Source organism: Nocardia bhagyanarayanae (assembly GCF_006716565.1).
Lineage (GTDB): Bacteria > Actinomycetota > Actinomycetes > Mycobacteriales > Mycobacteriaceae > Nocardia > Nocardia bhagyanarayanae.
In genome coordinates this window covers 1,133,245-1,158,711 of record NZ_VFPG01000002.1, presented here as the reverse complement: position 1 = coordinate 1,158,711, position 25,467 = coordinate 1,133,245, and the positions used below count along the sequence as shown (strand labels likewise).

At 69.2% G+C, this 25,467-nt stretch carries 26 protein-coding genes; 19 read left to right on the top strand and 7 right to left on the bottom strand.

Features of this window, described 5'->3' with window-relative positions; all coding sequences use genetic code 11:
* Position 1: 1 nt before the first annotated feature.
* A complete protein-coding gene (locus tag FB390_RS32030) occupies positions 2-337 on the bottom strand; it encodes a hypothetical protein (protein ID WP_141812891.1) in 336 nt (111 codons plus the stop codon).
* Positions 338-551: 214 nt separating this feature from the next.
* On the opposite strand from FB390_RS32030, the gene FB390_RS32025 reads away from it, so the two are divergent.
* Positions 552-1,418: a hypothetical protein gene (locus FB390_RS32025; protein ID WP_141812890.1), complete on the top strand. Its 867-nt coding sequence runs from the start codon at positions 552-554 to the stop codon at positions 1,416-1,418.
* Between the two features lie 80 nt (positions 1,419-1,498).
* Here the strand turns inward: FB390_RS32025 and FB390_RS33840 are convergent, their stop codons facing one another.
* A complete protein-coding gene (locus FB390_RS33840; RefSeq protein ID WP_185757364.1) occupies positions 1,499-1,657 on the bottom strand; it encodes a hypothetical protein in 159 nt (52 codons plus the stop codon).
* Positions 1,658-1,788: 131 nt separating this feature from the next.
* Between FB390_RS33840 and FB390_RS32020 the strand changes: the two genes are divergently transcribed.
* The 7 genes from FB390_RS32020 to fadD8 all read left to right on the top strand — a co-directional run bounded on the left by FB390_RS32020 (position 1,789) and on the right by fadD8 (position 8,886).
* Positions 1,789-2,742 (top strand): NAD(P)H-dependent flavin oxidoreductase, encoded by a 954-nt coding sequence (locus FB390_RS32020; RefSeq protein WP_141813228.1) that lies wholly within the window; start codon positions 1,789-1,791, stop codon positions 2,740-2,742.
* An 83-nt stretch (positions 2,743-2,825) separates the two neighbouring features.
* Positions 2,826-3,284 carry a Zn-ribbon domain-containing OB-fold protein gene (locus tag FB390_RS32015; RefSeq protein ID WP_141812889.1) on the top strand — a complete coding sequence of 153 codons (459 nt, stop codon included), beginning with the start codon at positions 2,826-2,828 and terminating at the stop codon, positions 3,282-3,284.
* The gene (locus FB390_RS32010) at positions 3,277-3,759 is read left to right on the top strand and encodes a Zn-ribbon domain-containing OB-fold protein (protein WP_141812888.1); all 483 of its coding nucleotides are present in this window, start codon (positions 3,277-3,279) and stop codon (positions 3,757-3,759) included. The genes FB390_RS32015 and FB390_RS32010 overlap by 8 nt, the downstream gene beginning before the upstream one ends.
* Entirely contained in the window at positions 3,752-4,828 is a 1,077-nt protein-coding gene (locus FB390_RS32005; protein WP_141812887.1) for a lipid-transfer protein, read from the top strand. Before FB390_RS32010 ends, FB390_RS32005 begins: the two co-directional genes overlap by 8 nt.
* Entirely contained in the window at positions 4,825-5,985 is a 1,161-nt protein-coding gene (locus tag FB390_RS32000) for a thiolase domain-containing protein (protein WP_141812886.1), read from the top strand. Before FB390_RS32005 ends, FB390_RS32000 begins: the two co-directional genes overlap by 4 nt.
* A gap of 20 nt (positions 5,986-6,005) precedes the next feature.
* Positions 6,006-7,196, top strand: coding sequence for a thiolase C-terminal domain-containing protein (locus tag FB390_RS31995; RefSeq protein WP_141812885.1), 1,191 nt, complete (start codon positions 6,006-6,008; stop codon positions 7,194-7,196).
* Between the two features lie 85 nt (positions 7,197-7,281).
* A complete protein-coding gene (gene fadD8, locus FB390_RS31990) occupies positions 7,282-8,886 on the top strand; it encodes a fatty-acid--CoA ligase FadD8 (RefSeq protein ID WP_141812884.1) in 1,605 nt (534 codons plus the stop codon).
* 62 nt (positions 8,887-8,948) lie between these two features.
* Here the strand turns inward: fadD8 and FB390_RS31985 are convergent, their stop codons facing one another.
* A complete protein-coding gene (locus tag FB390_RS31985) occupies positions 8,949-10,499 on the bottom strand; it encodes a succinic semialdehyde dehydrogenase (protein WP_185757363.1) in 1,551 nt (516 codons plus the stop codon).
* An 80-nt stretch (positions 10,500-10,579) separates the two neighbouring features.
* Here FB390_RS31985 and FB390_RS31980 point away from each other — a divergent pair, with 80 nt between their 5' ends.
* The 3 genes from FB390_RS31980 to FB390_RS31970 all read left to right on the top strand — a co-directional run bounded on the left by FB390_RS31980 (position 10,580) and on the right by FB390_RS31970 (position 13,294).
* On the top strand, positions 10,580-11,242 hold the full coding sequence (locus tag FB390_RS31980; RefSeq protein WP_425465935.1) for a TetR/AcrR family transcriptional regulator: 663 nt from the start codon (positions 10,580-10,582) through the stop codon (positions 11,240-11,242).
* Positions 11,243-11,336: 94 nt separating this feature from the next.
* Complete coding sequence (locus FB390_RS31975; protein ID WP_141812881.1) at positions 11,337-12,563, top strand: cytochrome P450; 1,227 nt, start codon at positions 11,337-11,339, stop codon at positions 12,561-12,563.
* A 23-nt stretch (positions 12,564-12,586) separates the two neighbouring features.
* Positions 12,587-13,294: a TetR/AcrR family transcriptional regulator gene (locus FB390_RS31970; RefSeq protein ID WP_246124509.1), complete on the top strand. Its 708-nt coding sequence runs from the start codon at positions 12,587-12,589 to the stop codon at positions 13,292-13,294.
* Between the two features lie 12 nt (positions 13,295-13,306).
* Here FB390_RS31970 and FB390_RS33835 read toward each other — a convergent pair whose 3' ends face one another.
* Both FB390_RS33835 and FB390_RS31960 read right to left on the bottom strand, forming a co-directional pair.
* Positions 13,307-13,447 (bottom strand): hypothetical protein, encoded by a 141-nt coding sequence (locus FB390_RS33835; RefSeq protein WP_185757362.1) that lies wholly within the window; start codon positions 13,445-13,447, stop codon positions 13,307-13,309.
* Positions 13,448-13,544: 97 nt separating this feature from the next.
* Positions 13,545-14,183, bottom strand: a complete 639-nt coding sequence (locus FB390_RS31960; protein ID WP_246124507.1) for a TetR/AcrR family transcriptional regulator — start codon at positions 14,181-14,183, stop codon at positions 13,545-13,547.
* A gap of 205 nt (positions 14,184-14,388) precedes the next feature.
* Between FB390_RS31960 and FB390_RS31955 the strand changes: the two genes are divergently transcribed.
* From FB390_RS31955 to FB390_RS31925, 7 genes are all read left to right on the top strand, one after another.
* Entirely contained in the window at positions 14,389-15,258 is an 870-nt protein-coding gene (locus tag FB390_RS31955) for an alpha/beta fold hydrolase (protein WP_425465934.1), read from the top strand.
* Complete coding sequence (locus tag FB390_RS31950) at positions 15,255-16,283, top strand: VOC family protein (protein ID WP_141812879.1); 1,029 nt, start codon at positions 15,255-15,257, stop codon at positions 16,281-16,283. Before FB390_RS31955 ends, FB390_RS31950 begins: the two co-directional genes overlap by 4 nt.
* Complete coding sequence (mhpA, locus tag FB390_RS31945) at positions 16,280-18,025, top strand: bifunctional 3-(3-hydroxy-phenyl)propionate/3-hydroxycinnamic acid hydroxylase MhpA (RefSeq protein ID WP_141812878.1); 1,746 nt, start codon at positions 16,280-16,282, stop codon at positions 18,023-18,025. The genes FB390_RS31950 and mhpA overlap by 4 nt, the downstream gene beginning before the upstream one ends.
* A complete protein-coding gene (locus FB390_RS31940) occupies positions 18,022-18,837 on the top strand; it encodes a 2-keto-4-pentenoate hydratase (RefSeq protein ID WP_141812877.1) in 816 nt (271 codons plus the stop codon). Before mhpA ends, FB390_RS31940 begins: the two co-directional genes overlap by 4 nt.
* Positions 18,834-19,775 carry an acetaldehyde dehydrogenase (acetylating) gene (locus FB390_RS31935; protein WP_141812876.1) on the top strand — a complete coding sequence of 314 codons (942 nt, stop codon included), beginning with the start codon at positions 18,834-18,836 and terminating at the stop codon, positions 19,773-19,775. The genes FB390_RS31940 and FB390_RS31935 overlap by 4 nt, the downstream gene beginning before the upstream one ends.
* Entirely contained in the window at positions 19,772-20,782 is a 1,011-nt protein-coding gene (gene dmpG / locus FB390_RS31930) for a 4-hydroxy-2-oxovalerate aldolase (protein ID WP_141812875.1), read from the top strand. The genes FB390_RS31935 and dmpG overlap by 4 nt, the downstream gene beginning before the upstream one ends.
* Before the next feature lie 91 nt (positions 20,783-20,873).
* A complete protein-coding gene (locus FB390_RS31925; RefSeq protein WP_141812874.1) occupies positions 20,874-22,004 on the top strand; it encodes an amidohydrolase family protein in 1,131 nt (376 codons plus the stop codon).
* A gap of 11 nt (positions 22,005-22,015) precedes the next feature.
* On the opposite strand, the gene FB390_RS31920 is transcribed toward FB390_RS31925, so the two are convergent.
* Positions 22,016-23,524, bottom strand: coding sequence for a bifunctional phosphatase PAP2/diacylglycerol kinase family protein (locus FB390_RS31920; RefSeq protein ID WP_141812873.1), 1,509 nt, complete (start codon positions 23,522-23,524; stop codon positions 22,016-22,018).
* A 230-nt stretch (positions 23,525-23,754) separates the two neighbouring features.
* Positions 23,755-24,006, bottom strand: coding sequence for a hypothetical protein (locus tag FB390_RS31915; RefSeq protein WP_221639444.1), 252 nt, complete (start codon positions 24,004-24,006; stop codon positions 23,755-23,757).
* A 472-nt stretch (positions 24,007-24,478) separates the two neighbouring features.
* Here FB390_RS31915 and FB390_RS31910 point away from each other — a divergent pair, with 472 nt between their 5' ends.
* Entirely contained in the window at positions 24,479-25,450 is a 972-nt protein-coding gene (locus tag FB390_RS31910) for a YihY/virulence factor BrkB family protein (RefSeq protein WP_141812871.1), read from the top strand.
* Positions 25,451-25,467 lie beyond the last annotated feature (17 nt).

Below are 25,467 nucleotides of genomic sequence, written 5' to 3'. Positions count from 1 at the left end.
TCTAGGTGTCCGCGTCTTTGATCGCGGACCCCGCTATCGCCGAGGCCCGCCACAACTCGACGGCGAGCAAGAATGCCTGCACGCGTCCCTCGACTTCGTCCAGAACCACCCCGTCCGGCCAGGAAACCCGGCAGTGATACCAGCAGCGGCGCGCTCGGTCGCACCGCCGCGGCTCGGGCGAGAGCAGATCCCGGCAGACGCGCCTGGCGAGTTCGGCCAGCGCCGCCGACGTCTGCGCCGGTGTGCCCACGTTGCCGACCCGCCACCACAGCTCCTCCGATCGGCCTGGTCGCGAGATCTCTACGAGGTAGATCAGTTCCGTGTCCTGATCACTCATACACATGCACTTTGCCAGAAACCGACCGGTCTACCCGTAGCTTGGCTCGCGTGTTTTCAGAATGCCGAGAAAGCCGTAGCAAAATTACCGCGCCCCATAATTCGGATCGAACGTTGGCCGTGTTGGTCTTCGGGTTGCCCGGAGTCTCCGGCTACTTTTCAGGGCGGTGCCGGACGATGGGGTTCGGTGCGACGACGATCCCTGAACGGAAGCGATGAGCATACCTACAGTTCCCAGCCATCCCGGCGCACCGTCCGGGTACGCGTGGCGGTGCGTGTGGCCCGAGTCCCGGACCATCGGATGGTCGGTGGCGACCTTGGCCGCGCTGGTCTGCGGGGCGGCGTGTTCAGTCGTGGGAACGGTGTTCGACGACCGGTCCGTCGTGGGGATCGGCGTGCTTCTGCTGCTGCTCGGCGGAATCGCCGGGATCACCTGTCTCGTCATGGGCATCGAGGATCGCCCCGAGGTGCGCGCGGGCGACGGGGACAACACCTTCGTGCTGCGCTACCTTCCGGTTCGCTTGGCTCCCGCGCTAGCCGGGCTCGCCGCGGTGGCGGTGGCGGCGATATGGCTCGGCATCGTCACCGGCGACCTCGAGCCGACGCTGTGCGGGATCGCACTCCTCGTCGCACTATTCCTCCTGGCGGGTTTGGCCCTCTCCTACCGGCGCACCGCACGACTTTCCTTCTCTCCGGACGCGATCCGGATCACCACACGGAACTTCGACTGGGAATTCCCCTGGGACGCGGCGCACTTCACGGCGGGCTTCGACCCCAAGGGCGCCGAGACGATCGAAATCCGATGTCCCCGCGACGCCGTGATCACTCGCCGGACGCCGAGGAAGACGCCGACACACCTACGCCCACCCGCCGACAGCCCGGACGGCCCGTGGAAGATCGCCCCGATCATGTGGGGCGTCCGCCCGAACTCTCTGTACTCCACCATGACTCACCTGCGCGGCACCCCCGCCCTCCGCGCCGAACTCACCCGCACCCAACTCGCCGCCATGCTCACTCCCCCACCCTGGCGAATCCGCCGCACACTGAACCTCGACCCCACCCTGGACCTCGACTCGAGGTGAGGCGCACCCCCACGAAGTTCAGGGTGCGGGAGCTGACCGGCACTACGGGTCAGCTCCCGGCGCGGTGATCCGCTGACGGATCAGTCCGGCGGTTCCTGCGCGTCCTCGGTGGCGGCCATCTCCGGGGCCACCTCCCTGGTCGCCATCCCGGCGTCGCGACCCTGATCGGTCGGGCCCGGCGGCTTGTCGGCCTTCGGCTTGTCGTTGTTCTCGTCGTCGGTGTCTTTCGCGCGTGACATGGCGGACCTCCTTCGTAGTCGCTTCGATCTACCCACCCCTCCACGTTTCAATCCCGCCGCTGTGCTGGCATGGAGGGATGGCTGCGTCGCAATGGGAACCGCGTTCTTCGGAGGATCGAGTCACCGGATCGCTGCTGACCACGGAGTGGTCGCGGGCGATGGGCCTGCGCGTGCCGGTGGTGAACGCGCCGATGGGCGGAGTGGCGGGCGGGCGGATGGCCGCTGCGGTCACCGCGGCGGGCGGGCTCGGGATGATCGGTATGGGCAGCGCCGGATCCGCGGCCGCGCTGCGCCGGGAACTTCCGCACACGGCGTCGCTCGGTGGGCGGTTCGGGATCGGCCTGGTCGACTGGGTCGTCGCCGCCGAACCGGAATTGCTGGAGGTGGCCATCGCCGCGGCGCCCACGCTGATCGCGGTGAGCTTCGGGACGGATCCGTCCTGGATCGAACGCGTGCGCGCCAACGGAATACGCACGGCCACGCAGGTGTACAACGCGACGGACGCGCGCCGGGCGGAGGACGCCGGTATCGATGTCTTGGTCGCGCGAGGCGCGGAAGGCGGCGGCCACGGCGCGGTGGAGATGGGGACGTTGCCGCTGCTGGACGCTGTGCTCGACGCCGTGACGGTGCCGGTGCTCGCCGCGGGCGGCATCGGGTCGCCCGCGAGTCTGGCGGCCGTCCTCGCCGCGGGCGCCGGCGGGGCGTGGCTCGGCACGCACCTCGCCGCCTGTTCGGAGTCGTCGCTGCCGGAGGCGAGTCGCCGCGCGATGATCGCGGCCGACGGCACCGACACGATCGCCACCACGGCGTTCGACGTGGCGATGCGATTGCCTTGGCCGACAAGATTTCCCGCGCGCGTGCTGCGCAACGACTTCGCGGCCCGGTGGACGGGTCACGAGGACGCGTTGCGCACGGACAAGGCGGCGCAGGCCGCGTTGGCGGCCGCGATCGCCGCCGACGACCCGCGAACCGCACCGGTCGACGCGGGCCAAGGGGTCGGCCGGATCACCGCGATCGCCCCGGTGGCGCAGGTGATCGACGAGCTCTGCTCCGGCGCGGCGGAGCTGCTCGCGCGCGGGCGCTGACAGCAAGGGACCGCGCAGGCGGGCTCAAGCACTTGTTTCAATCACGTGATTGAGGCAGACTCCAGCCGTGAAAGGAGCTGCCGATGTCCGCTGATGTCGACGGGGGCCTACAGGCGCCCTATGAGATCGAGTTCCCGTTCGAGCGCACGGTGGGACCGGTCGTCGGAACGTTCCTGGCCGGGCTGCGCGAGAAGCGGCTGTTCGGCGCGCGGACCGAGCGCGGCACCGTGGTGTGCCCGCCGCCTGAGTTCGATCCGGTGACCGGCAAGGAGCTGAGCGAGCTCGTCGAGCTGGAGCCGGTCGGCGCTGTCGAGTCGTGGACGTGGGTTCGGCGCCGCGCGGGCGATCCGGTCGACGTCGACTTCGCCTGGGCGCTCATCGCCGTGGACGGTGCGGAGGGCACCTTCTTCCACGCCCTCGATGTCGGCGGCGACCCGGCGCGGATCCGGCGGGGCCTGCGAGTGCGGGCACGGTGGGCGGAAGAGCGCCGCGGCGTGTTGTCCGACCTCCGCTGTTTCGAGCCGGAGGACAACGATGAATAAGCCACTGCCGGAACCGGTTTCGCTGATGCCGACGCCGCTGCGGATGGAGTACACGTTCGTCGCCGGTGTCGGCCGCTCCCGATTCCTGCGCGGCCTGTCCGAGCGCCGCCTGCTGGCCGGCACCTGCCCGTCGTGCCGCCATGTGTATCTGCCCGCGCCGGAGTTCTGCGCGCGCTGCCTCGTCGAACTGGACGAGCCGATCGAACTCGACGGGCGCGGAGTCGTTTCCACCTTCTGCGTCGTCAGCTTTCCCTTCCCGGGGCAGGAGATCGAGCCGCCGTACGTGGTGGCCTACATCCAGCCGCACGGCGCGGACACCCGGCTGATGCACCTGATCCGGGAGGTCGACATCGCCGAGGTCCACATCGGCATGGAGGTCGAGCCGGTCTGGCGAGAGGGCGACGACCTCGAGCCGTCGTGGATGAGCATCCGCCACTATCGCCCCGTCGCGACCGAGGAGGTTCGGCATGCGTGAGATCGCCGTCGTCGGCTCCGCACAGTCCGCCTGCCTCGCCGCGAACCGCCGCGACGACATGGCGGGCATCCTGCTCCCGGTGATCCGGGAAGCGCTCTCCGGCATCCCACTCGACCGCGACCGAGTCGATTTCGTGTGTTCCGGCAGTCACGACTTCCACGAGGGACGCACCTTCGCCTACATCGACTCGCTCGACGCCGTCGGCGCCTGGCCGCCGATCGCGGAGTCGCACGTGGAGATGGACGCCGCGTGGGCGTTCTACGAGGCGTGGTCGTGGCTGCAACTGGGGCACGGCGACATCGCGCTGGTGTACGGAATCGGCCGCGGTTCGCTGCCCCGCGACCTCGACCAGGTCGTGCCGACCCAGCTGGACCCCTACTACCTGACGCCGCTGCGCCCGCACCGCGACGCGATCGCGGGCATCCAGGCCTGCGCGCTGCTCCAGTCCGGGGTCACCACGGAGCACGAGATGGCGCGGATCGTCGCGCGCAGCCTGGCGGACGCGCAGGCCAATCCGCACGCGCAGGTGGCGGGTGAATACGAGGTCGACGAACTGCTCGCCGCGCCTTACGTGGCCGCGCCCTTGCGCGGTCACGACGTGTCGCCCGTCGGCGACGCCGCGAGCGTCGTCGTGCTCGCCGCCGGTGACGTGGCGAGGTCGCTGTGCGAACGTCCCGCCTGGGTCCGCGGCATCGACCACCGGATGGACGGGCACTACCCGGGATCGCGCGATCTGACCAGGGCGCCCTCCGCGAACCTCGCCGCCGCGCGGGCGACCGCGACCGCGGGCTTCGCCGCGAGCGAGGTCGACATCGCCGAGTTGCACATCGAATACTCCGCGCAGGAACCGCTCCTGGTTCGCGAGCTCGGCCTCGGCGCGGCGACGGCGATCAATCCGTCGGGCGGTCCGTTGGCGGGCAGGCCGACGACCGCCGCCGGTCTGATCCGTATCGCCGAGGCGGCCAAGGGTATTCGCTCGGGAGGTGCCCGGCGAGCGCTCGCCCACGCCACCAACGGCCAAGCGCTGCAACAGAATCTGGTCTGCCTGTTGGAAGGAGACCCGGCATGAGTGAACCCGTCGCGGTCATCGGCATCGGTCAGGGCAAGCAGGCCAAGCGCCGCGAGACGACCATCGGCGCGATGGTGCGCGAGGCGGTCGCGGCCGCGATGGCCGACGCCGAGCTGGAACTGGGCGAGGTCGACGCGATCGTGTTGTCGAAGACGCCGGACCTGTTCGACGGGGTGATGAACCCGGAGCTCTACCTCGCCGACGCGCTCGGCGCCCGCGGGCTTCCGGTGACGCGGGTCTTCACCGGCGGCAGCGTCGGCGGGCACGCGGCCATCTACGGCGCGCACCTCATCGAGGCTGGGTTGGCGCGGCGCGTGCTCGTCGCGGCGTATTCCAAAGAGTCCGAAGGTAATTTCACCTGGGCGCTCTCGCGCGGACTGCCCTTCAGCGCCAAACTCGGCGCCGGTGCGGGCGGCCACTTCGCGCCGGTCATCCGCGAGTACATCCGCCGCTCCGGCGCACCCGAACACATCGGCTGGCAGGTGGCGGTCAACCACCGGCTCAACGCGCTGCGCAATCCGTACGCGCACGTGCACATGCCCGACATCACCGTCGAGAAGGTCAAGGAGTCCCGCATGCTGTGGGACCCGATCCGCTACCTCGAATCGTGCCCGTCCTCCGACGGCGCCGCCGCGATCGTGCTGGCCGCGGCCTCGCAGGCCGGGAACACAGCGCGGCCGCCCGCCTGGATCCACGGCATGTCGTTCCGCACCGAGACCGGCCACTTCGCCGGACGGGACGAGGTCAACCCGCTCGCGGGCGCGGAGTGCGCCGCCGATGCCTACCGGCAGGCCGGAATCGTCGATCCCGCAAGGGAAATCGACGTCGCCGAGCTGTACATCCCGTACAGCTGGTACGAACCGATGTGGCTGGAGAACATCGGCCTCGCCCCACTGCACCAAGGGTGGAAACTCGTCGACGACGGGACGACGCGATTCGGTGGGTCCCTGCCGATCAACCCGTCCGGCGGCGTGCTGTCCGGCAACCCCACCGGGGCCACCGGCCTGGTCCGCTTCCTCGAGGCCGCGCTACAGGTCCGCGGCATGGCGGGCGAGCACCAGGTCCCCGGCGCGCGACGAGCCATCGGCCATGCCATGGGCGGCGCCTCCCAATTCCACGCCCTGTGGGTCGTCGGCGACGAACGGCCCGCCACGTGAAGCGAGATCGGAGTTCGAAGATGCGACGGGTATTCGTCGTCGGCGTCGGGATGACGCCGTTCGTCAAGATCGGGTCCCGGGCGTGGACCTATCCGGAGATGGTCGGCGAGGCGGTGCGCGGCGCGCTGGGCGACGCGGGTATCGGCTACGACCGGGTCCAGCGTGCCGCGGTCGGCTATGTCTTCCAGCCCTCCGCGGCCGGGCAGCGCGCGCTGTACGACGTCGGGATGACCGGCATTCCGGTGGTCAACGTCAACAACAACTGCGCGACCGGCTCCACCGCGCTCGTGCTCGCGCGCGAGTGGATCGGCGCGGGTCTCGCGGACGTGACACTGGCCGTCGGGTTCGAGCAGATGACCAAGCAAGCCATGGCCGGGCCCGCGACACCGCCGAAGATCACCACCGTCGACGGGCACCTGCGACTCATGTCCGCGCACTACGACTTCGGCGCCGCGCCGATGACCACCCAGTTCTTCGGCAATGCCGCGCTCGAGCACGGCAAGCGCTACGGCACGACGCCCGAGCAGCTGGCCGCCGTCGCGGTGAAGAACCACGCGCATTCGACGCGAAATCCGCTGGCGCAGTTCCAGAATGCCTACACGCTGGACCAGGTGCTCGCCGACGTGCCGGTGCACGGTCCGCTGACCCGCTCGCAGTGCTCGCCCATGTCGGACGGGGCCGCGGCCGCCGTGCTGGTGAGCGAGGACGTCGTGCGCGAGCTCGGGCTCGAGGCGCAAGCCGTGGAGATCCTGGCCCAGGAGCTGGTCACCGACGACGAGTCCGCCTTCGCGACGGGGTCGATGATCGACGTCGTCGGAGCGCCGATGACCCGCGCCGCGTCCGGTCGCGCCCTCGACGCCGCGGGCATCACCATCGACGAGGTCGACGTGATCGAACTGCACGACTGCTTCTCGATCAACGAGCTCATCACCTACGAGGCGCTCGGCCTGTGCGGGGAGGGCGGATCCGGTGCGCTGGTGGAATCCGGCGCCACCACCTACGGCGGCGCTTGGGTGGTCAATCCGTCCGGCGGACTGATCTCCAAGGGCCACCCGCTCGGTGCCACCGGTCTCGCGCAGACGGCCGAACTCTGCTGGCAGCTGCGCGGGCTCGCCGCGGAGCGGCAAGTGCCGGACGCGCGAATCGCTTTGGCGCACAATCTCGGCCTCGGCGGCGCCTGCGTCGTCACACTGTACGCGGGGCCGTCATGAGCGAATCGGAGCCGCGCGTCAGCGAGGCGCAGGAACGAACGTGCCGAACGACGGTCAACGACGAGTGCTCGGAGCTGAAACACCTATGACGACAATCGATCCCGACACCCACCTGCGCCTGCCGGTGCACAACGGCCACAGCCTGCTCGCCGGGCTGCGCAGGCACCGCCACGATCCGGTGCTCACCCTCGGTGACACCGTCCTCACCGGCGCCGACGTGCTGGACGCGATCAGCCGCTACGTCGCCGCGTTCGCGGCCAACGGAGTCGAGACCGGCACGCCCGTCGGCGTCCTCGCGCTCAACCGGCCCGAGGTGCTGTTCACCATCGGCGCCGGGCAGGTGCGCGGCCATCGGCGCACCGCGCTGCACCCGATGGGCGGGCTGGACGATCACGCCTACGTGCTCGCCGACGCGGGCATCACCACCCTGGTGCTCGATCCGGTGCCCGCCTTCGTGCAGCGAGCCCGCGAACTGGTCGACCGGGTGCCGGAGCTGAAGCGGGTCCTCGTGCTCGGCGACGTGCCGCCGGAACTGGCCGATGTGGGCGTCGATCTGACGGCTGCCGCGGCGGCGTTCGACGCGGACCCGATCGAGGCAACCGACCTGCCTCCCGACGCCGTCATCTCGGTCAGCTACACCGGCGGCACCACGGGAAAACCCAAGGGCGTCATCGGAACCGCGCTCACCATGGCGACTATGACCCAGATCCAGCTGTCGGAATGGGAATGGCCGCAGCGGCCGAGGTTCCTGATCTGCACGCCGCTCTCGCACGCGGGCGCGGCTTTCTTCCTCCCGGTCGTCCTGCTCGGCGGTCAGTGTGTGGTGCTTCCCCGCTTCGAGCCGGGCGAGGTGCTGCGCGCCATCGAGGAACACAAGATCACCGCCACCATGCTGGTGCCGTCGATGCTCTACGCGCTGCTCGACCACCCGGATCTCGCGACCCGCGACGTGTCGTCGCTGGAGACGGTGTACTACGGCGCCTCGGCCATCGACCCGACCCGGCTGACGCAGGCGATCGAGCGTTTCGGGCCGATCTTCGCGCAATACTTCGGGCAGTCCGAGGCGCCGATGGCGATCAGCTATCTCGGTAAACGCGAACACGATTCGGCGCGGCTCACCTCGTGCGGCCGTCCGTCCGCGGCGCTGCGCGTCGCGTTGCTGGATACCGACGACAAGGTCGTCGCGCCCGGCGAGGTCGGCGAGATCTGCGTCTCCGGACCACTGGTCGCGGCGGGATACCTGAACAAGCCTGAAGCCACCGCGGAAACCTTCCGCGACGGCTGGCTGCGCACCGGCGATCTGGCCCGCCAGGATGCGGACGGCTTCCTGCACATCGTGGGCCGCAGCAAGGACATGGTGGTCACCGGCGGCTTCAACGTCTTTCCCCGCGAGGTCGAGGACGTCGTCGCCGAACACCCGCTCGTCTCGCATGTAGCGGTCGTCGGCGTGCCCGATCCGCGCTGGGGCGAGGCGGTCACCGCCGTCGTCGTGCTCGATCCGGCCGCGCCGAGCGATTCGACCGCGGTCGAGACGATGATCGCCGAGATCCAGGAGACCGTCCGGCAGCGCAAGGGATCCGTCCAGGTGCCCAAGCACGTCCTCGTCATCGACGAGCTGCCGCTCACCGGGCTCGGCAAGCCGGACAAGAAGGCCGTGCGCGCCCTGGCTGCGGAGCGGCTCGACCGCTGATGCATCGGTGAAACCGGCTGTTCCTCAGCCGGTTTCACCCTTCCGAGCAATGGGATCGGCGGTCAGCGGATGCGGAAGCGGCGCAGCAGTGACAGCGTCGTGAGGGTGCGGTCGAGGTAGGCGTCGTACGACTGACCCGGCTGCGGGCCGAGCACCTGCCGCTTCAGCGTGGCCACATTGGTCGACTCGGTGAATTTCAGCAGACCGGCGTCGCCATTGCGGACTCCCATTCCCGAGGCCTTGAATCCGCCTGAGGGCGCGCTCTTTCCGGCGTAGGCGAGCGCGGCGGTGTCGTTGACGTTCACGTGTCCGGCCGCCAGCCGCGCACCGACCGCGCGCGCCGCCGACAGATCGCGCCCCCAGACGCTCGCGCTCAGCCCGTACCGGGTGTCGTTCGCGAGTTCGACCGCTCGGTCGACGGTAGCGAAGGGATACAGCGCGACAACGGGGCCGAAGGTCTCCGCGCCGAAGACGTCCATCTCCCCGGTGACGCCCTCGAGCACCGTGGGCGCGTAGAACGTCGGCCCGAGGTCCGGCAGCGCGTGACCGCCGGTGAGCACCCGCGCGCCACCGGCTTTCGCCTGCTCGACCTGCGCCGCGACCCGGGCGCACTGATCCGCCGAGACCAAAGCGCCCATCTCGATGTCGAAGTCGTAGCCCGGTCCGACCCGCAACGCCGCGACGCGCGCGGTGAATTCGTCGCGGAACGCCGGGTACACCGATTCGTGCACGTAGATCCGCTCGATGTGCAGGCACAGCTGACCGGTGTTGGCGAAGACCCCGTTGGTCGCGCTGTGCACCGCCGCGGGCACGTCCGCGTCGGCCAGCACGATCATCGGATTCTTGCCGCCCAGTTCCAGGCACGATTCGACGAGGCGCTCCCCCGCCTGCTTCGCCACCAGTCGCCCGGTCGCCTCCGAGCCGGTGAACATCACGAAGTCCGCGCCGCCGACCACCGCTGGCCCCACCACCGGCCCGTCGCCGCAGACGATCTGCACGAGTCCCTCCGGCAGCCCTGCCTCGAGCAACAGCCGTAATCCGTACGCCGGACTGAGCGGAGTTCGGTTGTCCGGCTTCAGCACGATCCCGTTCCCGGCCATCAGCGCGGGGATCGCGTCGCAGTAGCCGATCGCGAACGGGAAGTTCCACGGCGCGATGACGCCGACGACACCCCGCGGCTTGCGGATCTCGGTCGAGGTGCTGACCAGCGGAATCGCGCCGGGATGCCGAACGGGGCGCAGCAGTCGCGGCGCGCGCTTCAGATAGTGACCGATGACCATCGGGATGTCGCACAGCTCCTCGAAGGCCATGCGGCGCGCCTTGCCCGTCTCGATCTGGATCAGGTCGGTGATCGTCCGATGGTTCTCCAGCACCAGGCGGTGGAAGCGTTCGAACACGGCGAGTCGACGCCGCACCGGCCAGCGCGCCCACTCGACCTGGGCGGCGCGGGCACGGTCGAACGCCGCGGCGACATCGGCGGGCGAGGACTGCGGCAGGTGCGCGACGACCGTTCCGGTGAAGACCTCCACCACCGGAACGGTGTCGGACGGATCGCCCGTCACCAGGGCGGTCAGTTCCGCGAAGTCGTGGGCGGGAACGGTGGTCGTACTCACGAGCCGCACTCTATCAAGTGATTGCATCAGTTGATAGAGATTGCGTCTGCGCTGGGCGAACGGTCATTACAATGCAGCAGGTGACCAGCGCAGCGGACCGTGCCGAGCTTCGGATCAGCGAAGCGGAACTAGCCATGCCGACCGACCGGCGCCTGATTCTCGCGGCCGAGCGACTGTTCGCCGAACGCGGCATCGACGCGGTATCGCTGCGCGCCGTGATGTCGGCCGCGGGCGCGAATGTCGCCGCGGTCCATTACCACTTCGGCTCCAAGGAAGCCCTGATCGAGGCGCTGATCCGGCAGCGAAGCGACGCGGTCGCGACTCGGCGCGCGGCTCTGCTCGACGAGGTGGAGCAGTCGGGCGTCGTGAGCGCCCGCGGCTTGGCGGAGGCATTCGTGTTGCCGGTGTGGGAGATGGCGACCGGCGAGGGCGGATCCTGGGTCAAGTTCATCGCGAGCGTTCTCGGCAGCGGCCATCCCGCGCTGTCGACCGTCGCCGAGGGATTCGCCGATCAAGCCCGCCGTTTCATGACCCTGCTCGGGCGCGCCTTCCCCGACCTGCCCCGCCACACCATCCGATTCCGCTTGGCGCAGGCCATGACCCTGACCTTCCAAGTCCTCGGCGACGTGCATCAAACACAGGATCTGCTCGCGATCTCCGGCGTCCAGCTCAGTCCCGAGCAGGTGATGAGCGAGCTCGTCGATGTCGTCACCGCCATCCTCGCCGGACCGCCCTCGGACTGAGCCCAAGATCAAGTGAACCCGATTTACTAAATGGTGTTCACAAATAGGGTGTGGTGTGGTTCACTCCTGTGGAACGTGTTCCAAAGGAGGTACCGTGTCCGCGCCGTCCATCTCGCACGAATTCGATTTCACCGATCCCGACCTGCTCGCCAGCCGTCTGCCCGTCGAGGAATGGGCCGAGCTCCGCCGGACCGCACCGGTCTGGTGGGTCGACCAGCCCAACGGCGTCAGCGGCTTCGACGACGGCGGGTACTGGGTGGTCAGCAAGCTCGACCACATCAAGGAGATCTCCAAGAACTCCGAGGTGTTCTCCACCAACGCCAACACCGCGGTGATCCGCTTCAACGGCGACATCACCCGCGACGAGATCGACATCCAGCGCGCCATGCTGGTCAACACCGATCCGCCCATTCACGACAAGCTGCGGCGGATCATCTCCCGCGGCTTCACGCCGCGCGCCGTACAGAGCCTGCGCGACGCGCTGCACGAGCGCGCCGAACGAATCGTCCACGAGGCCAAGAAGACCGGCGGCGGCGACTTCGTCCAGCAGGTGGCGTGCGAGCTGCCGTTGCAGGCCATCGCCGAGCTGCTCGGCGTGCCGCAGTCCGACCGCGGCAAACTGTTCGACTGGTCGAATCAGATGATGGGCTACGACGATCCGGACTTCGACGGCAACCACAAGCTGGCCACCGCGGAGATCATGGGCTACTCCTGGAACCTCGCCGAGGAGCGCCGCAAGTGCCCGGCCGACGACATCGTCAGCCAGCTCGTCACCGCCGACCTCGACGGCGAGGCGCTCGGATCGGACGAATTCGCCTGGTTCGTCATCCTTTTGGCGGTCGCGGGCAACGAGACCACCCGCAACGCCACCACGCACGGCATGAAGGCGTTCATCGACTTCCCCGAGCAGTGGGAGCTGTACAAGGCGGAGCGGCCGCGCACCGCGCCCGACGAGATCGTCCGGTGGGCGACGCCGGTGATCGCCTTCCAGCGTACGGCGTTGGAGGACACCGAGATCGGCGGCCAAGCCATCCGCAAGGGCCAGCGCGTCGGACTCTTCTACGCCTCGGCCAACTTCGACGAGGAGCGCTTCGACAAGCCTTTCGAGTTCGACGTCACCCGTAACCCCAACCCGCACGTGGGATTCGGCGGCACCGGAACGCACTTCTGCGTCGGCGCGAACCTGGCGCGGCTGCAACTCGACCTGATCTTCAACGCCATCGCGGATGTGATGCCGAACCTGCGTGAGGTCTCCGAGCCGGTCCGGCTACGCTCGGGCTGGTTGAACGGCATCAAGAGCTGGCAGGTCGCATACGAATGACACAACCCGCACGACGGGGCCGGATGCCCGCGATACACGACGCGGACATCCGGCGGGTGGCCAGGACGGTGCTGGCCGAACAGGGACCCGAGGCGCTGACCCTGCGCGCCATCGCGCGCGACCTCGGCATCACCGCCCCCGCGCTGTATCGCCATTACGCTTCCCGCGAGGACTTGGTCGCCGCGCTGCGCCGCGACATCTGCGTGGACCTCGCGGACGAGCTCGCGGGGCAGGTCGCCGAACTGCCCGACGACGGCGTCGTGCAACTGTTCGCCATCTGTAAGGGCTTTCGGCGCTGGGCCCTCGCCCACCCGCACGAGTTCACCCTCGTGTTCGCCTCGCCGAACGGCGAGAACCCGGGCGGGATAAGGCAATTCGACGAACCGTTCGGCCGCGTCTTCCTCGGCGCGGCCGGCCGGTTGCTCACCACCTACGACCTGGTGACCCCGTCGACCGACACGATCCCCGACGCGTTGCGCGAGGACCTGATCGGTTTCCAGACCGAATTGCTCGCCATGCTCGCCGAATCGAGCCAGAAGTTTCCCGCGGAGAAACTCGACCTGGGCGTGGCCTACCTGATGATGACGCTCTGGGCGCGGCTGTACGGGCACGTCACCCTCGAGGTGTTCGGCAACTACCCGATGCCCGTCAGCGACCCGGACGCGCTGTTCGACGCCACCCTCGCCGACCTCGCGGGCACCATCGGACTCACCGGACCTCAACCGCTCTAGACGGCGGGCCGCTCAGCCCGCGGCTTTTCGGCTGAGCTGCTCCCATTCCCGGCACAGCTCGCCGCGCGCCCGGTCGAGATCTTGGACCATGTCGTAGGACCGGCCGCCGACAATGAGACGTCCGCGTGACGCCATGCCTCCGCTGGTTCCCATCGACGTGATCTGCAAAATTCGACCGGACCCCTGCGCGCGCAGGTGCGGCAGCACGGGTTGGACCACCCACACCGCGCCGACCCTCCGGCCATGACGGTCAGATCCGCGGCAGCGGCGGCAGCTCGGTGGAGGTGAGCTTCTGCGCGGCGCGCTTGTTCATGCCGAACATGCGCAGCACCTGGAAGGCCATCTCGTCCGACAGCGCGTCGGCGTCGGTGTCCGGTTTGGCGTCGAGCAGTTGCATCAGGCCCAGCAGCGCGCCACCCGCGGCCATCACGGCGAGATCGGGGTCCATCGGTTCGAAACGGCCCGCCTCCTGGGCGGCGATGATGTCGCGGCGGGCGCGCGGCGCGAGACCCTCTTCCCGCAGCATGATCGACATGCCCGAGTTCAGCACGACCCTCACCATCTCGGGGATCTGCCGCTGCAACCGTCCGGTCATGCGGAAGCTGACGGCGAACACCTCGGCAGGGTCGTCGTAGAGCGCCACGATGGCGTCGCGCATCTCGCTGTAGACCTGGAGCGCCGAGCGCACCGCCTCGTCGAACAGCTGCTCCTTGGACTCGAAATGGTTGTAGAAGGAACCGAATCCGACGTCGGCGGCGTCGGTGATCTCCTGGATGCTGACCGCGGAGCGTCCCTCCGAGAGGAACTTGCGCGCCGCGCCGAGCAATGCGTTGCGGGTCCGCTCACGGCGCCGGTCGACGCGGTTGCGCACTACGGGTTCGGCGGTCATCGGCCCTCTCCCACTCGGAATCGTTATGAGAATCGTAATTGAGGAAACGATCAGAGACGATTCTCGGTCCCGGCGCAGTCGTGCGCGCCACCTTGCGACGCCCAATTGAGGTAACCATCTCTTCTGATGTTCTCATCATTTTCTCTTGACAGCGGCATTCCTCGTAACTGATGATTTCATCATCTGAACTGTGGAGGTGGTGGCTGTGACAAGCATCGACAAGGGGGTCGACGCCGGACGGACGGTTCGGGTCGGCGACCGCGATATCTTCTTCGCCGAGTTCGGCACGGGCCCGGCCGTGGTGCTGTTGCACGGCGGTGGCCCCGGCGCGTCCGGGCTCTCGAACTATTCGCGCAACATCGAGGCGCTGGCGCGGCGTTTCCGGGTCATCGTCCCGGACATGCCCGGCTACGGCCGCTCGACCAAGCGGATCGATCAGTCCGACCCGTTCGGCGATCTCGCCGACTCGGTCGGCGGGCTGCTCGACGCGCTGGACCTGCCGAGCGCGCACTTGGTCGGCAACTCCTACGGCGGCGCTGCGGCGCTGCGGTTGGCGATGGACCGCCCCGAGAAGGTCGGCAGGCTGATCCTGATGGGACCGGGCGGCGTCGGCACCACCCGGGCGCTGCCGACTAAAGGCTTGCAGTCGCTGCTCTCGTACTACGGCGGCGACGGCCCGAGCCGGGAGAAACTCGCCACGTTCGTGCGCGACCACCTGGTCTACGACGCGAGCGCGATCACCGAGGAGCTGATCGACGAGCGGTATCGGTCCAGCCTGGATCCCGATGTCGTCGCGAATCCGCCACTGCGCAGGCCGTCGGGGCCGCTCGCGCTGCGGACGGTGTGGCGGATGGACTTCACCCGCGACGCCCGGCTCGGCAAGGTGACCCATCCGACGCTGGTGATCTGGGGCGCCGAAGACCAGGTCAACCGGCCCGAAGGCGGCCGCATGCTGGCCGACCGCATGCCCAGCTGCGACCTGTTCCTCGCCGCCAGGACCGGCCACTGGGTGCAGTGGGAACGCGCCGACCTGTTCAACGGGCTCGCGACCGCGTTTCTGGAGGCGACGCCGTGAACGACTTCCTACGCCCGAACACCGACGGCTCGGTGTTCGGAGCGGTGCACCTGGGCTACATCGCGGTGCAGTCCCAGCGACTGACCGACTGGGATCGCTTCGGGGCCTCGGCGATCGGCATGCACGTCGACCGGCTCGACGCCGACACGATGCGTTTCCGGCTCGACGACCGGTCGTGCCGATTCCTGATCGAGCGCGGCCCCGCCGAGGATGTGACCGCCCTCGGCTGGCAGATCGACGATCACGAGACGTTCGACCGGATCATCGCCAGGGTCGCCGACCGCGGGGTCCCGATCGACGAAGGCACAGCCGACGAAGCCGCCCTGCGCGGCGTGGAACGGCTCTGGCGTTTCCCCGGCCCCAAAGGCATTGGCACCGAGATCTTCACGACCGCGGTGACCACGCCTGAACCGTTGCGGATGCTCAGCTCGGGCTGGGTCACCGGCGAGGCGGGCATGGGCCATGTCGCGATCGTGTCCAGGGAACCGGAGTCGATGCGCGGCTACTACCACACCGTGTTCGATTCCCGCCTGTCGGATTACATCGACGAGAACGTCTCCGGGCTGATGATGAAGATCCGCTTCCTGCGGGTCAACGAGCGCCACCACTCGATCGCGATCGCCAACCTGCGCGGAGTGAAGATCGACCCGATCCGAACCCGCGTGCAGCACATCAACATTCAGTCCGCGACGTTGGACGACATGCTCGCGTCCTTCCAGCGCGTCACCGATCTCGGGTTCCGCATGGCGTGGTCGGTCGGCCAGCACACCAACGACCGCGAGCTGTCCTACTACTGCGTGACGCCGTCCGGCTTCGAACTCGAGGTCGGCTGGAACCCGATCGTCATCACGCCCGAACGCGAGGCGACCTGGGAGCCGAGTACCTATCAGGGCATCAGCATCTGGGGCCACACCACCGTCGGACAGACGGTGCTGGACAAGTTCGCCCAGTTCCGCCGCGCCTTGGAAACCGTACGCACGCCGGAGATCACGGTGCCGGAACTGTCGGGAGGACCGTCTCGATGAACGAATTCGACTACGACGTCGTGATCGTCGGGCTCGGTCCGACCGGGCTCACCCTGGCCAATCTGCTCGGCCGCCGCGGCGTGCGGGTGCTCGTGCTGGAGCGCGAACCGGAGTACTACGGTCTCGCCCGCGCCGTCTACACCGACGACGAAGGGATGCGTATCTTCCAAACAGCCGGAGCGGCGGACGAATTGGCCGCGGACATGAACCTCGACTCCACCGTCCAGTGGGTCCGCGCGGACGGAACGCTGCTCGCGCAGTTCAACCAGGTCGAGCGCCCCCTCGGCTGGCCGGTGGTCAACTTCCTCTACCAGCCGTATCTGGAGAACTCCCTCGAACGGGCGCTGGACCGCTACCCGCACGTCACCGTGCGGCGCGGCCGCGAAGTCGTCGACTTCGACCAGGACGCCACGGGTGTCGGCGTCGAGCACGCCGCCTGTGCGGGCACCGGCTACGGCAAACGGCAATCCGAGGCCGATCGCCGGACCTCCGAGCGGGTACGAGCAGCATTCTTGGTCGGCTGCGACGGCGGCCGCAGCGTGGTGCGCACCCAACTGGGCATCGACATGACCGGCACCAGCTTCCCGGAGCGCTGGCTGGTGGTGGATCTTAAGGCCAAGGACGGCGTGGACGCGTTCCGCCACCTGCCGTATTTCAACTTCGTGTGCGAGCCCGAACTGCCGATCGTGTCCTGTCCGCAGCCGGGCGGGCACCACCGTTTCGAGTTCATGCTGCGCGAGTCCCAGACCAAGGAGGAGATGGAGGACCCCGACAACGTCCGCGCGCACATCTCCCGGTTCGTCGACCCCGACGAGGTCGAGGTGCTGCGCAAGCTCGTCTACACCTTCAACGCGGTCGTCGCCGACGACTGGCGCGACGGGCGCATCCTGTTGGCGGGCGACGCCGCGCACATGACACCCCAATTCATCGGCCAGGGCATGAATTCGGGTGTACGCGACGCCGACAACCTGTCCTGGAAGCTGACCGCCATCCTGCGCCACGGCGCCGACCCGGCGATCCTGGACAGCTACGAGTCCGAGCGCCGCCCGCACGCCGCGGCGATGATCACCATGTCGGTGTGGATGAAAACCCTGGTCTCCCTGAACAACCCGGTGGCGGCACGGCTCCGTGACGTCGCGCTGACCACCGCGCTGCGGATGCCGGGCCTCGGCGGATGGATTCGCGGGGCGAAGATGAAGCCGGAGCCCCGGTTCCGTCGCGACGCCTATCTGGGTCTGCCCCGCCGCGGGCTGCGCGGGGTCGAGGGCACCCTCGCTCCGCAGCCGGAGGTGCGCACCTACGACGGCAGGCACCGCCGCCTCGACGACGTGCTCGGCCTCGGGTTCGCCGTGCTCGGCTACGGCGTCGACCCGCGCTCGGCCTGCTCCGCCGAAGACCTGGCCGTGCTGGACGGGCTCGACAGTCGGTTCGTCACGGTCTATCCCCTCGGCGGCCGCCCGCAGGGCAAGCCCGGCGACGGACGGGGCGACGGCGACGAGGTGTCCGACGTCGAGGACCACACCGGCGCGCTGGCGCGCTGGTTCGGCAAGGCCGGAGTTCACCGTGGCGGAGTGGTGCTGCTGCGTCCCGACCGCTTCGTGTTCGGCGTCGCGCCGCGCGGCGAAACCGCGCCGCTGATCGCGGAATTGACACGCCAGCTGCGCCTGCCCACCGGTCCCGCGCCGTTACCCGAACTCCCCACCGAGCACCTGATCACCCCCGACTACGAGGAGTCCCGATGACCTCGACCGTCACCGAGAACCCGGCGGTCGTGGCCGCCGCGCAACGGCTCGCCGAGGCCGCGGACACCGGCGTGCCCGCCGCGCCCGTGCGCGACCTCATCGGCGGCGACGACGTCGCCGCCGCCTACGCCGTGCAGCGTCTCGGCGTCCGCAGGCGCGTCGAATCCGGCGCACGGGTGGTCGGTCGCAAGATCGGCCTCACCGCGCCCGCGGTGCAGCGGCAGCTGGGCGTCGACCAGCCGGACTTCGGAGTCCTGTTCGCCGACATGGACGTTCGCACCCCGCCGGCCGATCGGCCGCGTCTGCTGCAACCGAAGATCGAGGCGGAGCTGGCCTTCGTGCTGTCGGCCGATCTCGACACCGACGAGATCGACGCCCGCAGCGTGCGACACGCGGTGGACTACGCCGTCGCGGCGCTGGAAATCGTGGACAGCCGAATCGCCGACTGGGACATCACCTTCGGCGACACGGTCGCCGACAACGCGTCCAGCGGATGGTTCGCGCTCGGCGAGCGGCCGTTGTCACTGGCGGATTTCGAGCCGCGCGAGGTCGGCATGAACATGCGAGTGGACGGCGAGATCGTCTCCACCGGAACCGGTTCGGCGTGCCTCGGCGATCCGCTGAACGCGCTGGCCTGGCTCGCGCGCACCGCCCGCGCCCTCGGCGACCCGCTGCGCGCGGGCGAGATCGTGCTCTCCGGCGCGCTCGGACCGATGGTTCCGCTGCGGTCCCGTGCGCACGTGCACTCCGAAATCCGTTACGGCGTCGAGACGCTCGGAACCGTCGGCTTCACCCTGGAGGAAACCGCATGAACCGCACCAAGGTCGCCGTGATCGGCTCGGGCAATATCGGCACCGACTTGATGATCAAGGTGCTTCGCCTGTCGGACACCCTGGAGATGGCCGCGATGGTCGGCATCGATCCCGCTTCCGACGGTCTGGCGCGGGCGGCGCGGCTCGGGGTGCCCACCACCGCCGACGGTGTGCGGGGCCTCATCGCCATGCCCGATTTCGCCGAGATCGAGATCGTGTTCGACGCCACCTCGGCGCGCGCGCACCTGGCCAACGCCGAAGCCCTTGCCCCGCACGGGAAACGGCTCGTCGACCTGACACCGGCCGCGATCGGGCCGTTCGTGGTCCCCGCCGTCAACCTCGACGCGCATCTGGACGCGGACAACGTCAACATGGTCACCTGCGGCGGGCAGGCCACCATTCCGATCGTCGCCGCCATCTCGCGTGTGGTGCCCGTCCCCTACGCCGAGATCGTCGCGTCGATCGCCTCGAAGTCGGCGGGTCCCGGCACGCGCGCCAACATCGACGAGTTCACCGAGACCACCGGCGCGGCGATCACCGCAGTCGGCGGCGCCGAGCGGGGACGCGCCATCATCGTGCTCAATCCCGCCGAACCACCGCTGATCATGCGCGACACGGTGCTCGCGCTCATCGACGATCCGGCGCGGCGCGCCGGGGACGCGTTGCGCGAATCCATCCGAGCGATGGTGGAATCCGTCGCGGCCTATGTTCCCGGCTATCGGCTGAAACAGGACATCCAGATCACGCCGGTGCCGCGGGACGCCCCGGTGGGCACGCTCGTCGGCGACCGGCCGGTGACGCATCAGGTGTCGGTGTTCCTGGAAGTGGAAGGCGCCGCGCACTATCTGCCCGCGTATGCCGGGAATCTCGACATCATGACCTCCGCGGCGCTGCGTGTCGCCGAAGAGATCGCTTCGGCACAGGAGCTGACCCGATGACCCACGTGTTCCTGCAAGACGTCACGCTGCGCGACGGCATGCACGCGCTGCGCCACCGCATCACCCCACAGATCGTCGCCGACATCGCCGCCGCCCTCGACGCGGCGGGTGTCGACGCGATCGAGGTCGCGCACGGCGACGGCCTGTCCGGCGGCAGCCTCACCTACGGGCCGGGCAGCAATACCGATTGGGAATGGCTCGCCGCGGCGGCCGAAGCGCTCGGCACCGCCCGGCTGACCACCCTGCTGCTGCCCGGCATCGGCACCATCGAGGACCTGCGCCGCGCCTACGAGCTCGGTGTGCGCTCGGTGCGGGTGGCGACCCACTGCACCGAGGCCGACATCGCCGCGCAGCACATCGGCTACGCTCGCGAGCTCGGCATGGACGTCTCCGGGTTCCTGATGATGAGCCACATGAACAGTCCGGCCGGGCTGGCCGAGCAGGCGCGGCTGATGGAGTCCTACGGCGCGCACTGCGTGTATGTGACCGATTCCGGCGGGCGACTCACCATGAGCGGTGTGCGCCAACGGGTCCGGGCCTACCGCGCGGTGCTCGATCCCAGCACCGAGATCGGCATTCACGCGCACCAGAATCTGTCGCTGGCCGTCGCCAACAGCGTCATCGCGGTCGAGGAGGGCGTCACCCGGGTCGACGCCTCGCTGGCCGGGCTCGGCGCCGGCGCGGGCAACACGCCGTTGGAGGCGTTCGTCGCGGTCGCCGACCTCACCGGGTGGAAGCACGGCGCCGATCTCGACGCGCTCACCGATGCCGCCGACGATCTCGTCCGCCCGCTGATGGATCGGCCGGTGCAGGTCGACAGGGAGACGCTGACACTCGGCTACGCCGGTGTGTACTCCAGCTTCCTGCGGCACGCCGAAAACGCCTCCGCCGCTTACGGAGCCGACGTGCGCACGCTGCTGGTCGAGGCGGGACGGCGGGGACTGGTCGGCGGGCAGGAAGACATGATCGTCGACATCGCCCTCGATCTCACCGGCCGCCGCGACTGAGCCGTCGCCCGCACGGCGACCCCCCATACATCCGCCCGTACCCGGACTTCCCGCGAACTATCGCCGCTTCGTACCTCGAAAGTGAGTCTCCATGACCGAACCCTCGCTGTCCCGCAGGCGCCTCCTCGGCAGCGCCGCCGCGGGCACCCTCGGTGTCGCCGCCCTCAGCGCCGCGCCGGGCCCCGGCACGGCGCGCGCGGAAGCCGCACCCGCCCGCAGGCAGCCCGCCCCGAGCGGTACCTATCGCATCGACCTGCACGCGCATTTCCTGCCGCCGGACTACCGGGCGGCGCTGCTCGAGCACGGTCACTTCACCATCGGCGGCTATCCGACGCCCACGTGGTCACCCGAGGATGCCCTCGCTTTCATGGACTACTACGGCATTCAGGCGCAAGCGCTTTCGGTCTCCGACCCTGGTGTCTCGTTCCTGCACGGCAGGGAGGCCAATGATCTGGCCCGCTACTGCAACGACTACGCCGCCCAGCTGATCAAGACCCACCACACGCGCTTCGGCGCGTTCGCGGTGCTGCCGATGCCGGACATCGCCGCGTCCATCGAGGAGGCGATCTACGCGCTGGACACGCTGCGCCTCGACGGTGTGGTGCTGCTCTCCGCCTACGACGGCGTCTACCTCGGCGATCCGCGCTTCGAGCCGCTGATGATCGCGTTGAACCAGCGCCGCGCGTTCGTCTTCGTGCATCCCGCGGCCATCCCGGCCGACGCGAAACCCGAACTCCCCCTTCCGGATTTCATGGAGGAGTTCACCTTCGACACCACGCGCGCCGCGACCATGATGATGGTCACCGGCATGACCCAGCGCTATCCGGACATCCGGTTCCAGCTCTCGCACGCTGGCGGCGCCCTGCCGTTCCTGTCGCACCGCATCGGCGTTGCCTCGCAGACGGTGCTCGGTGACCTGTGGCCGCAGGATCTGCCCAAGCCCTCCGTCCTCGACATCCGGAACCTGATCTCGCGCTTCTACTACGACACCGCGCTGAGCGGCTTCCCCGCCGCCATGACCAGCGTCCTCGCCGTGACCAGCCGCGACCACATCGTCTTCGGCTCCGACTGGCCCTTCAGCGCCGCCCTACTCCCCCAAACCGGAGACCACGACCCCGCCCCCGGCCTGAGCGACATCTTCGACGCCGCCCAACGCATGGAAGTCGAACACCACAACCCTCTTCGCCAACTCCCCCGCCTGGCCGAAGCGGTCAGCACATAGGCCGCGGCGGATCACATCCAGCGGCGGAAGAAGGGGCGGCGGTGGTGGGGGCGGGGGCGGGCTGCCCAGCGTGGGTTGTCCTCGTCGCGGCGGTAGGCGGCGACTTGGCCTGCGACCGAGAAACGCAGGCGCCGCGCCTCGCCGAGGACCTCGCCGTCGGCCGCCACCGCTTCCGGTTCACGGACCTGCACGATCAGTTCGGGGACTTGCAGCTCGTTGTAGACCTTGCTGCGGCCGATGGCGGCCAGCAGCAGGGCCAGTACCGCCCGGGTGCGGGAGAACCGTATATCGGCGCGCAGCCAGCGCACGTCGAGCATGCCGTCGTCGAGCCGGGCGCGGAACGCGGGCACCGCGCCGTGCGGGTGGTAGGCGCCGTTGCCGATGAACAGGAACCACACGTCGTGCCAGGTCTCGTTCAGGCGGATCCGGACCGGCTGCGCGTCCCGCAGGACGACCACGAGGGCGGCCGCGAACGCGGGCCACTTGCCCCACCTCGGCTGCCATTTGTCACGCAGCCGAACGAGATCCGGGTACGCACCCAGGCTGGCGGTGTTGATCAGATAGTGGGTGCGCGCGCCGTCCTCGGTGTCGAGTTCCACGCTCGCGATGTCGACCGCGACCGCCTCGCCCGCGCCGGTGGCGTCGACCACCTCGCGCAGGTCGTAGACGCCGAGGTCGCGCGCGAAGTGGTTCAGTGTTCCGGTGGGGACGACGACCAGCGGCAGTTCGTGGCGCAGCGCGACGGCCGCCGCCGCGGCGATCGTCCCGTCGCCGCCCGCCGCGCCCACCGCGAACGCCCGCTCGGTGCGCGCCGCCAGCGCTTCCTCCAGCTGCTCGACGCAGTCGCGGCCGGGCTCGGTGCGCAGCACGGTGGCCGCGGGCAGGGCGGCGGCGATGTCGTCGGTCGGGTCGTAGCCGGGATCGCCGGACACCGGATTGACCAGCAGCACAAGGCCTTTGCCTTCGACGAGCATCGGCACCTCGCGCACCGCGTGCGCCTCGGCCTCGTCGGATTCGCGGACCGGCCACCAGCGGCGCGAGGCCATCGCGACACCGGCCCCGACGGCCGCGCCGACGACCACGTCGGAGGTCCAGTGCACGCCGGTGTGCACCCGCGAGTAGGCGACCGTGGCGGCCAGCGGCGCCACCACCACCGCGGTGCGCGGGCTCTCCAGCGCCACCGCCGTGGCGAACGCGAAGGCGCCCGCGCTGTGCCCGGAGGGGAACGACGAGGAGGTCGGCACCCGGATCAGGCGCCGATGCGGCGGCAGCAGTCGCGCCGCGGGCCTGCGGCGCGCGATCAGCGACTTGAGTACCAGGTTGACGGTCAGGCTCGCCCCGGCCACCGAGACGACGCCGCGCAGCGCCGCCCGGCGCGTCGCACCCTGGCGGGTGGCCAGCACCGCCGCGAGGACCGTCCACAGCAGGCCCCGGTCCGCCGCCCGAGTCAACCGCACCATGCCGCGATCGACCGCCGTCGCCGGAAGCCGTGCCACCGCACCGGTAACCGCCCGATCCATCTGCTCAACCCGGCGAAACGTCCGGCCCAACAACGCACTCACCCCGTCGAAAGTACAGCGCCCGGATCGGGACCACCCAACGGCGCATGTTCGCCGCTCGAATCCCTATGCCACGCTGGATGGCCGGTCCGCCGATCCGCGCAGCGCGGATTTCCGATGGCCGCTGATGATGCCGGAGAGGCGGAAGACCTCGCGCGGGTCGGGAAGCACGTGTCGTTCGACGAGCACCATCAAGCCGGCGAGCCGTCGAATGACAGCGCGAAAGGCACTGGGTGGCGGTAGTTTTCGAGCAGCTCTTCCATCTCCCGCCAGGTTTGCGGAATGTCGGGCACGCCCATCCCTTCCGACACCCCGCGCCAATGCAGCAGCTGGGCGTGCCGCTCGTTCTCGCTCAAACCGCGGACACCGGCGATCTGCCGCAACAGCCGATCGAAGAGCAGGGTGAACACCGCGGCACTGTGCTGGTAGGTATGCAGCGGCATCGACCAGTTCCTGGCCACCGAAGAATGCCAGTTGCGCACGTAGGCAAGGCATTGGCGGTCTCAGGGCTCGAGATGCCGTCATCTATCCAGGTGAACAGATGGAACATCGTCTCGTCGGCGCGGCGAATCCCGTGCTCGTAGACCATTCCGCCGCCGTGGCGATCTACCGAGAGCGCCGAGTCCGGCGGCCCGGCGAAGCGTAGCCGCGCGGGGGTCTCGGGGTGTCCACGGCAAGCCACCTTTCGCTAGAGTTCAGCTCTAGCGAGTATTGACTAGAGTTGAACTTCAGTCAACGGTCGGGAATCGAATCCCGGCCACCTCGTGCCAGTCCCTCGCCACGACACGCCACCTTCCAGGCCACACGAGAACCAGCGAAAACTATTGCTGCGCAAGGCCTCCGCGCAGAACCGAGTGGCGGACCGTTTCGCCCACCGCTCGCCGGGTACGCGCCAAGCGGACGGAGGTTGGTGTGATGACGGAAGCGACGACAGCGCGGCGGGTGCCGACGCGCGCCCATATCGGCGGACCACTGGCGTTGCCGTGGCGATCATGGTGGGGGGTGTTGCGTCGCACCGTCGCGGAATTCCGGTCGGACAATCTGACCGACTGGGCCGCCGCGCTGACCTACTACAGCGTCATCTCGCTGTTCCCGGCCGTCATCGTGCTCTCCTCGCTGCTGAGCCTGGCCGGGCCCGATGCCACCCGCTCACTGATCGACACCATCGACGACATCGGGCCGGGCAGCGGCAATACGGTCGTGGTGCAGGCCGTCGAGGAGCTACAGCGATCGCGTTCGCTGGCCGGGCCGCTGGCGATCATCGGTGTCGCGACGGCGCTCTGGACGGCGTCCGGCTATCTCGGCGCGTTCGTGCGCGCCGCCAACGCCGTCTACGACACCGAGGAGGGACGGCCGCTCTGGAAGACACTGCCGCTGCGCCTCGGACTCACGGCCGTGACCGTGCTGCTCGTCGCCCTGTGCGCGATCGGCGTCCTGGTGAGCGGCCGCATCGCCGACACCGTCGGCCAGTGGCTCGGACTCGGGTCGGCCGGGGTCACGGTGTGGAGCATCGTGAAGTGGCCGGTGCTCGCGGTGCTGGCCAGTCTGGTGTTCGCGCTGCTGTACTGGGCCGCACCCAATGCTCGTCAGCTCGGCTTCCGCTGGCTGACGCCGGGCAGCCTGCTCGCGGTGCTGCTGTGGATCGCGGCATCGGCCGGATTCGCCTTCTACGCGACCAATTTCGGCTCATACAACAAGGTGTACGGATCGTTGGCCGGGGCGATCGTCTTCCTGGTGTGGTTGTGGCTGTCGAATGTCGCGATCTTGCTCGGTGCGGAGTTCGACGCCGAGCTCGCGCGCGGGCGCCGCATCGAAGAGGGACAGCCCGCCGACAGCGAACCGATCCTGCCGCCACGGGACGAACCCGATCGGGAGGACGAGAACTAGCGCCCGCACCCCGGGCC

Bases quoted from the DNA above. Each gene is read 5' to 3' on its own strand.
- FB390_RS32025 (WP_141812890.1), top strand. From the start codon at position 552: ATGAGCATACCTACAGTTCCCAGCCATCCCGGCGCACCGTCCGGGTAC.
- FB390_RS31920 (WP_141812873.1), bottom strand. From the start codon at position 23,524: ATGGATCGGGCGGTTACCGGTGCGGTGGCACGGCTTCCGGCGACGGCG.
- FB390_RS33835 (WP_185757362.1), bottom strand. From the start codon at position 13,447: ATGGGAACCAGCGGAGGCATGGCGTCACGCGGACGTCTCATTGTCGGC.
- FB390_RS32005 (WP_141812887.1), top strand. From the start codon at position 3,752: ATGCGTGAGATCGCCGTCGTCGGCTCCGCACAGTCCGCCTGCCTCGCC.
- FB390_RS31915 (WP_221639444.1), bottom strand. From the start codon at position 24,006: ATGCCGCTGCATACCTACCAGCACAGTGCCGCGGTGTTCACCCTGCTC.
- FB390_RS31910 (WP_141812871.1), top strand. From the start codon at position 24,479: ATGACGGAAGCGACGACAGCGCGGCGGGTGCCGACGCGCGCCCATATC.
- fadD8 (WP_141812884.1), top strand. From the start codon at position 7,282: ATGACGACAATCGATCCCGACACCCACCTGCGCCTGCCGGTGCACAAC.
- FB390_RS31935 (WP_141812876.1), top strand. From the start codon at position 18,834: ATGAACCGCACCAAGGTCGCCGTGATCGGCTCGGGCAATATCGGCACC.
- FB390_RS32030 (WP_141812891.1), bottom strand. From the start codon at position 337: ATGAGTGATCAGGACACGGAACTGATCTACCTCGTAGAGATCTCGCGA.
- FB390_RS32010 (WP_141812888.1), top strand. From the start codon at position 3,277: ATGAATAAGCCACTGCCGGAACCGGTTTCGCTGATGCCGACGCCGCTG.
- FB390_RS31995 (WP_141812885.1), top strand. From the start codon at position 6,006: ATGCGACGGGTATTCGTCGTCGGCGTCGGGATGACGCCGTTCGTCAAG.
- FB390_RS33840 (WP_185757364.1), bottom strand. From the start codon at position 1,657: ATGTCACGCGCGAAAGACACCGACGACGAGAACAACGACAAGCCGAAG.
- FB390_RS32015 (WP_141812889.1), top strand. From the start codon at position 2,826: ATGTCCGCTGATGTCGACGGGGGCCTACAGGCGCCCTATGAGATCGAG.
- FB390_RS31940 (WP_141812877.1), top strand. From the start codon at position 18,022: ATGACCTCGACCGTCACCGAGAACCCGGCGGTCGTGGCCGCCGCGCAA.
- FB390_RS31925 (WP_141812874.1), top strand. From the start codon at position 20,874: ATGACCGAACCCTCGCTGTCCCGCAGGCGCCTCCTCGGCAGCGCCGCC.
- FB390_RS32000 (WP_141812886.1), top strand. From the start codon at position 4,825: ATGAGTGAACCCGTCGCGGTCATCGGCATCGGTCAGGGCAAGCAGGCC.
- FB390_RS31970 (WP_246124509.1), top strand. From the start codon at position 12,587: ATGCCCGCGATACACGACGCGGACATCCGGCGGGTGGCCAGGACGGTG.
- mhpA (WP_141812878.1), top strand. From the start codon at position 16,280: ATGAACGAATTCGACTACGACGTCGTGATCGTCGGGCTCGGTCCGACC.
- dmpG (WP_141812875.1), top strand. From the start codon at position 19,772: ATGACCCACGTGTTCCTGCAAGACGTCACGCTGCGCGACGGCATGCAC.
- FB390_RS31960 (WP_246124507.1), bottom strand. From the start codon at position 14,183: ATGACCGCCGAACCCGTAGTGCGCAACCGCGTCGACCGGCGCCGTGAG.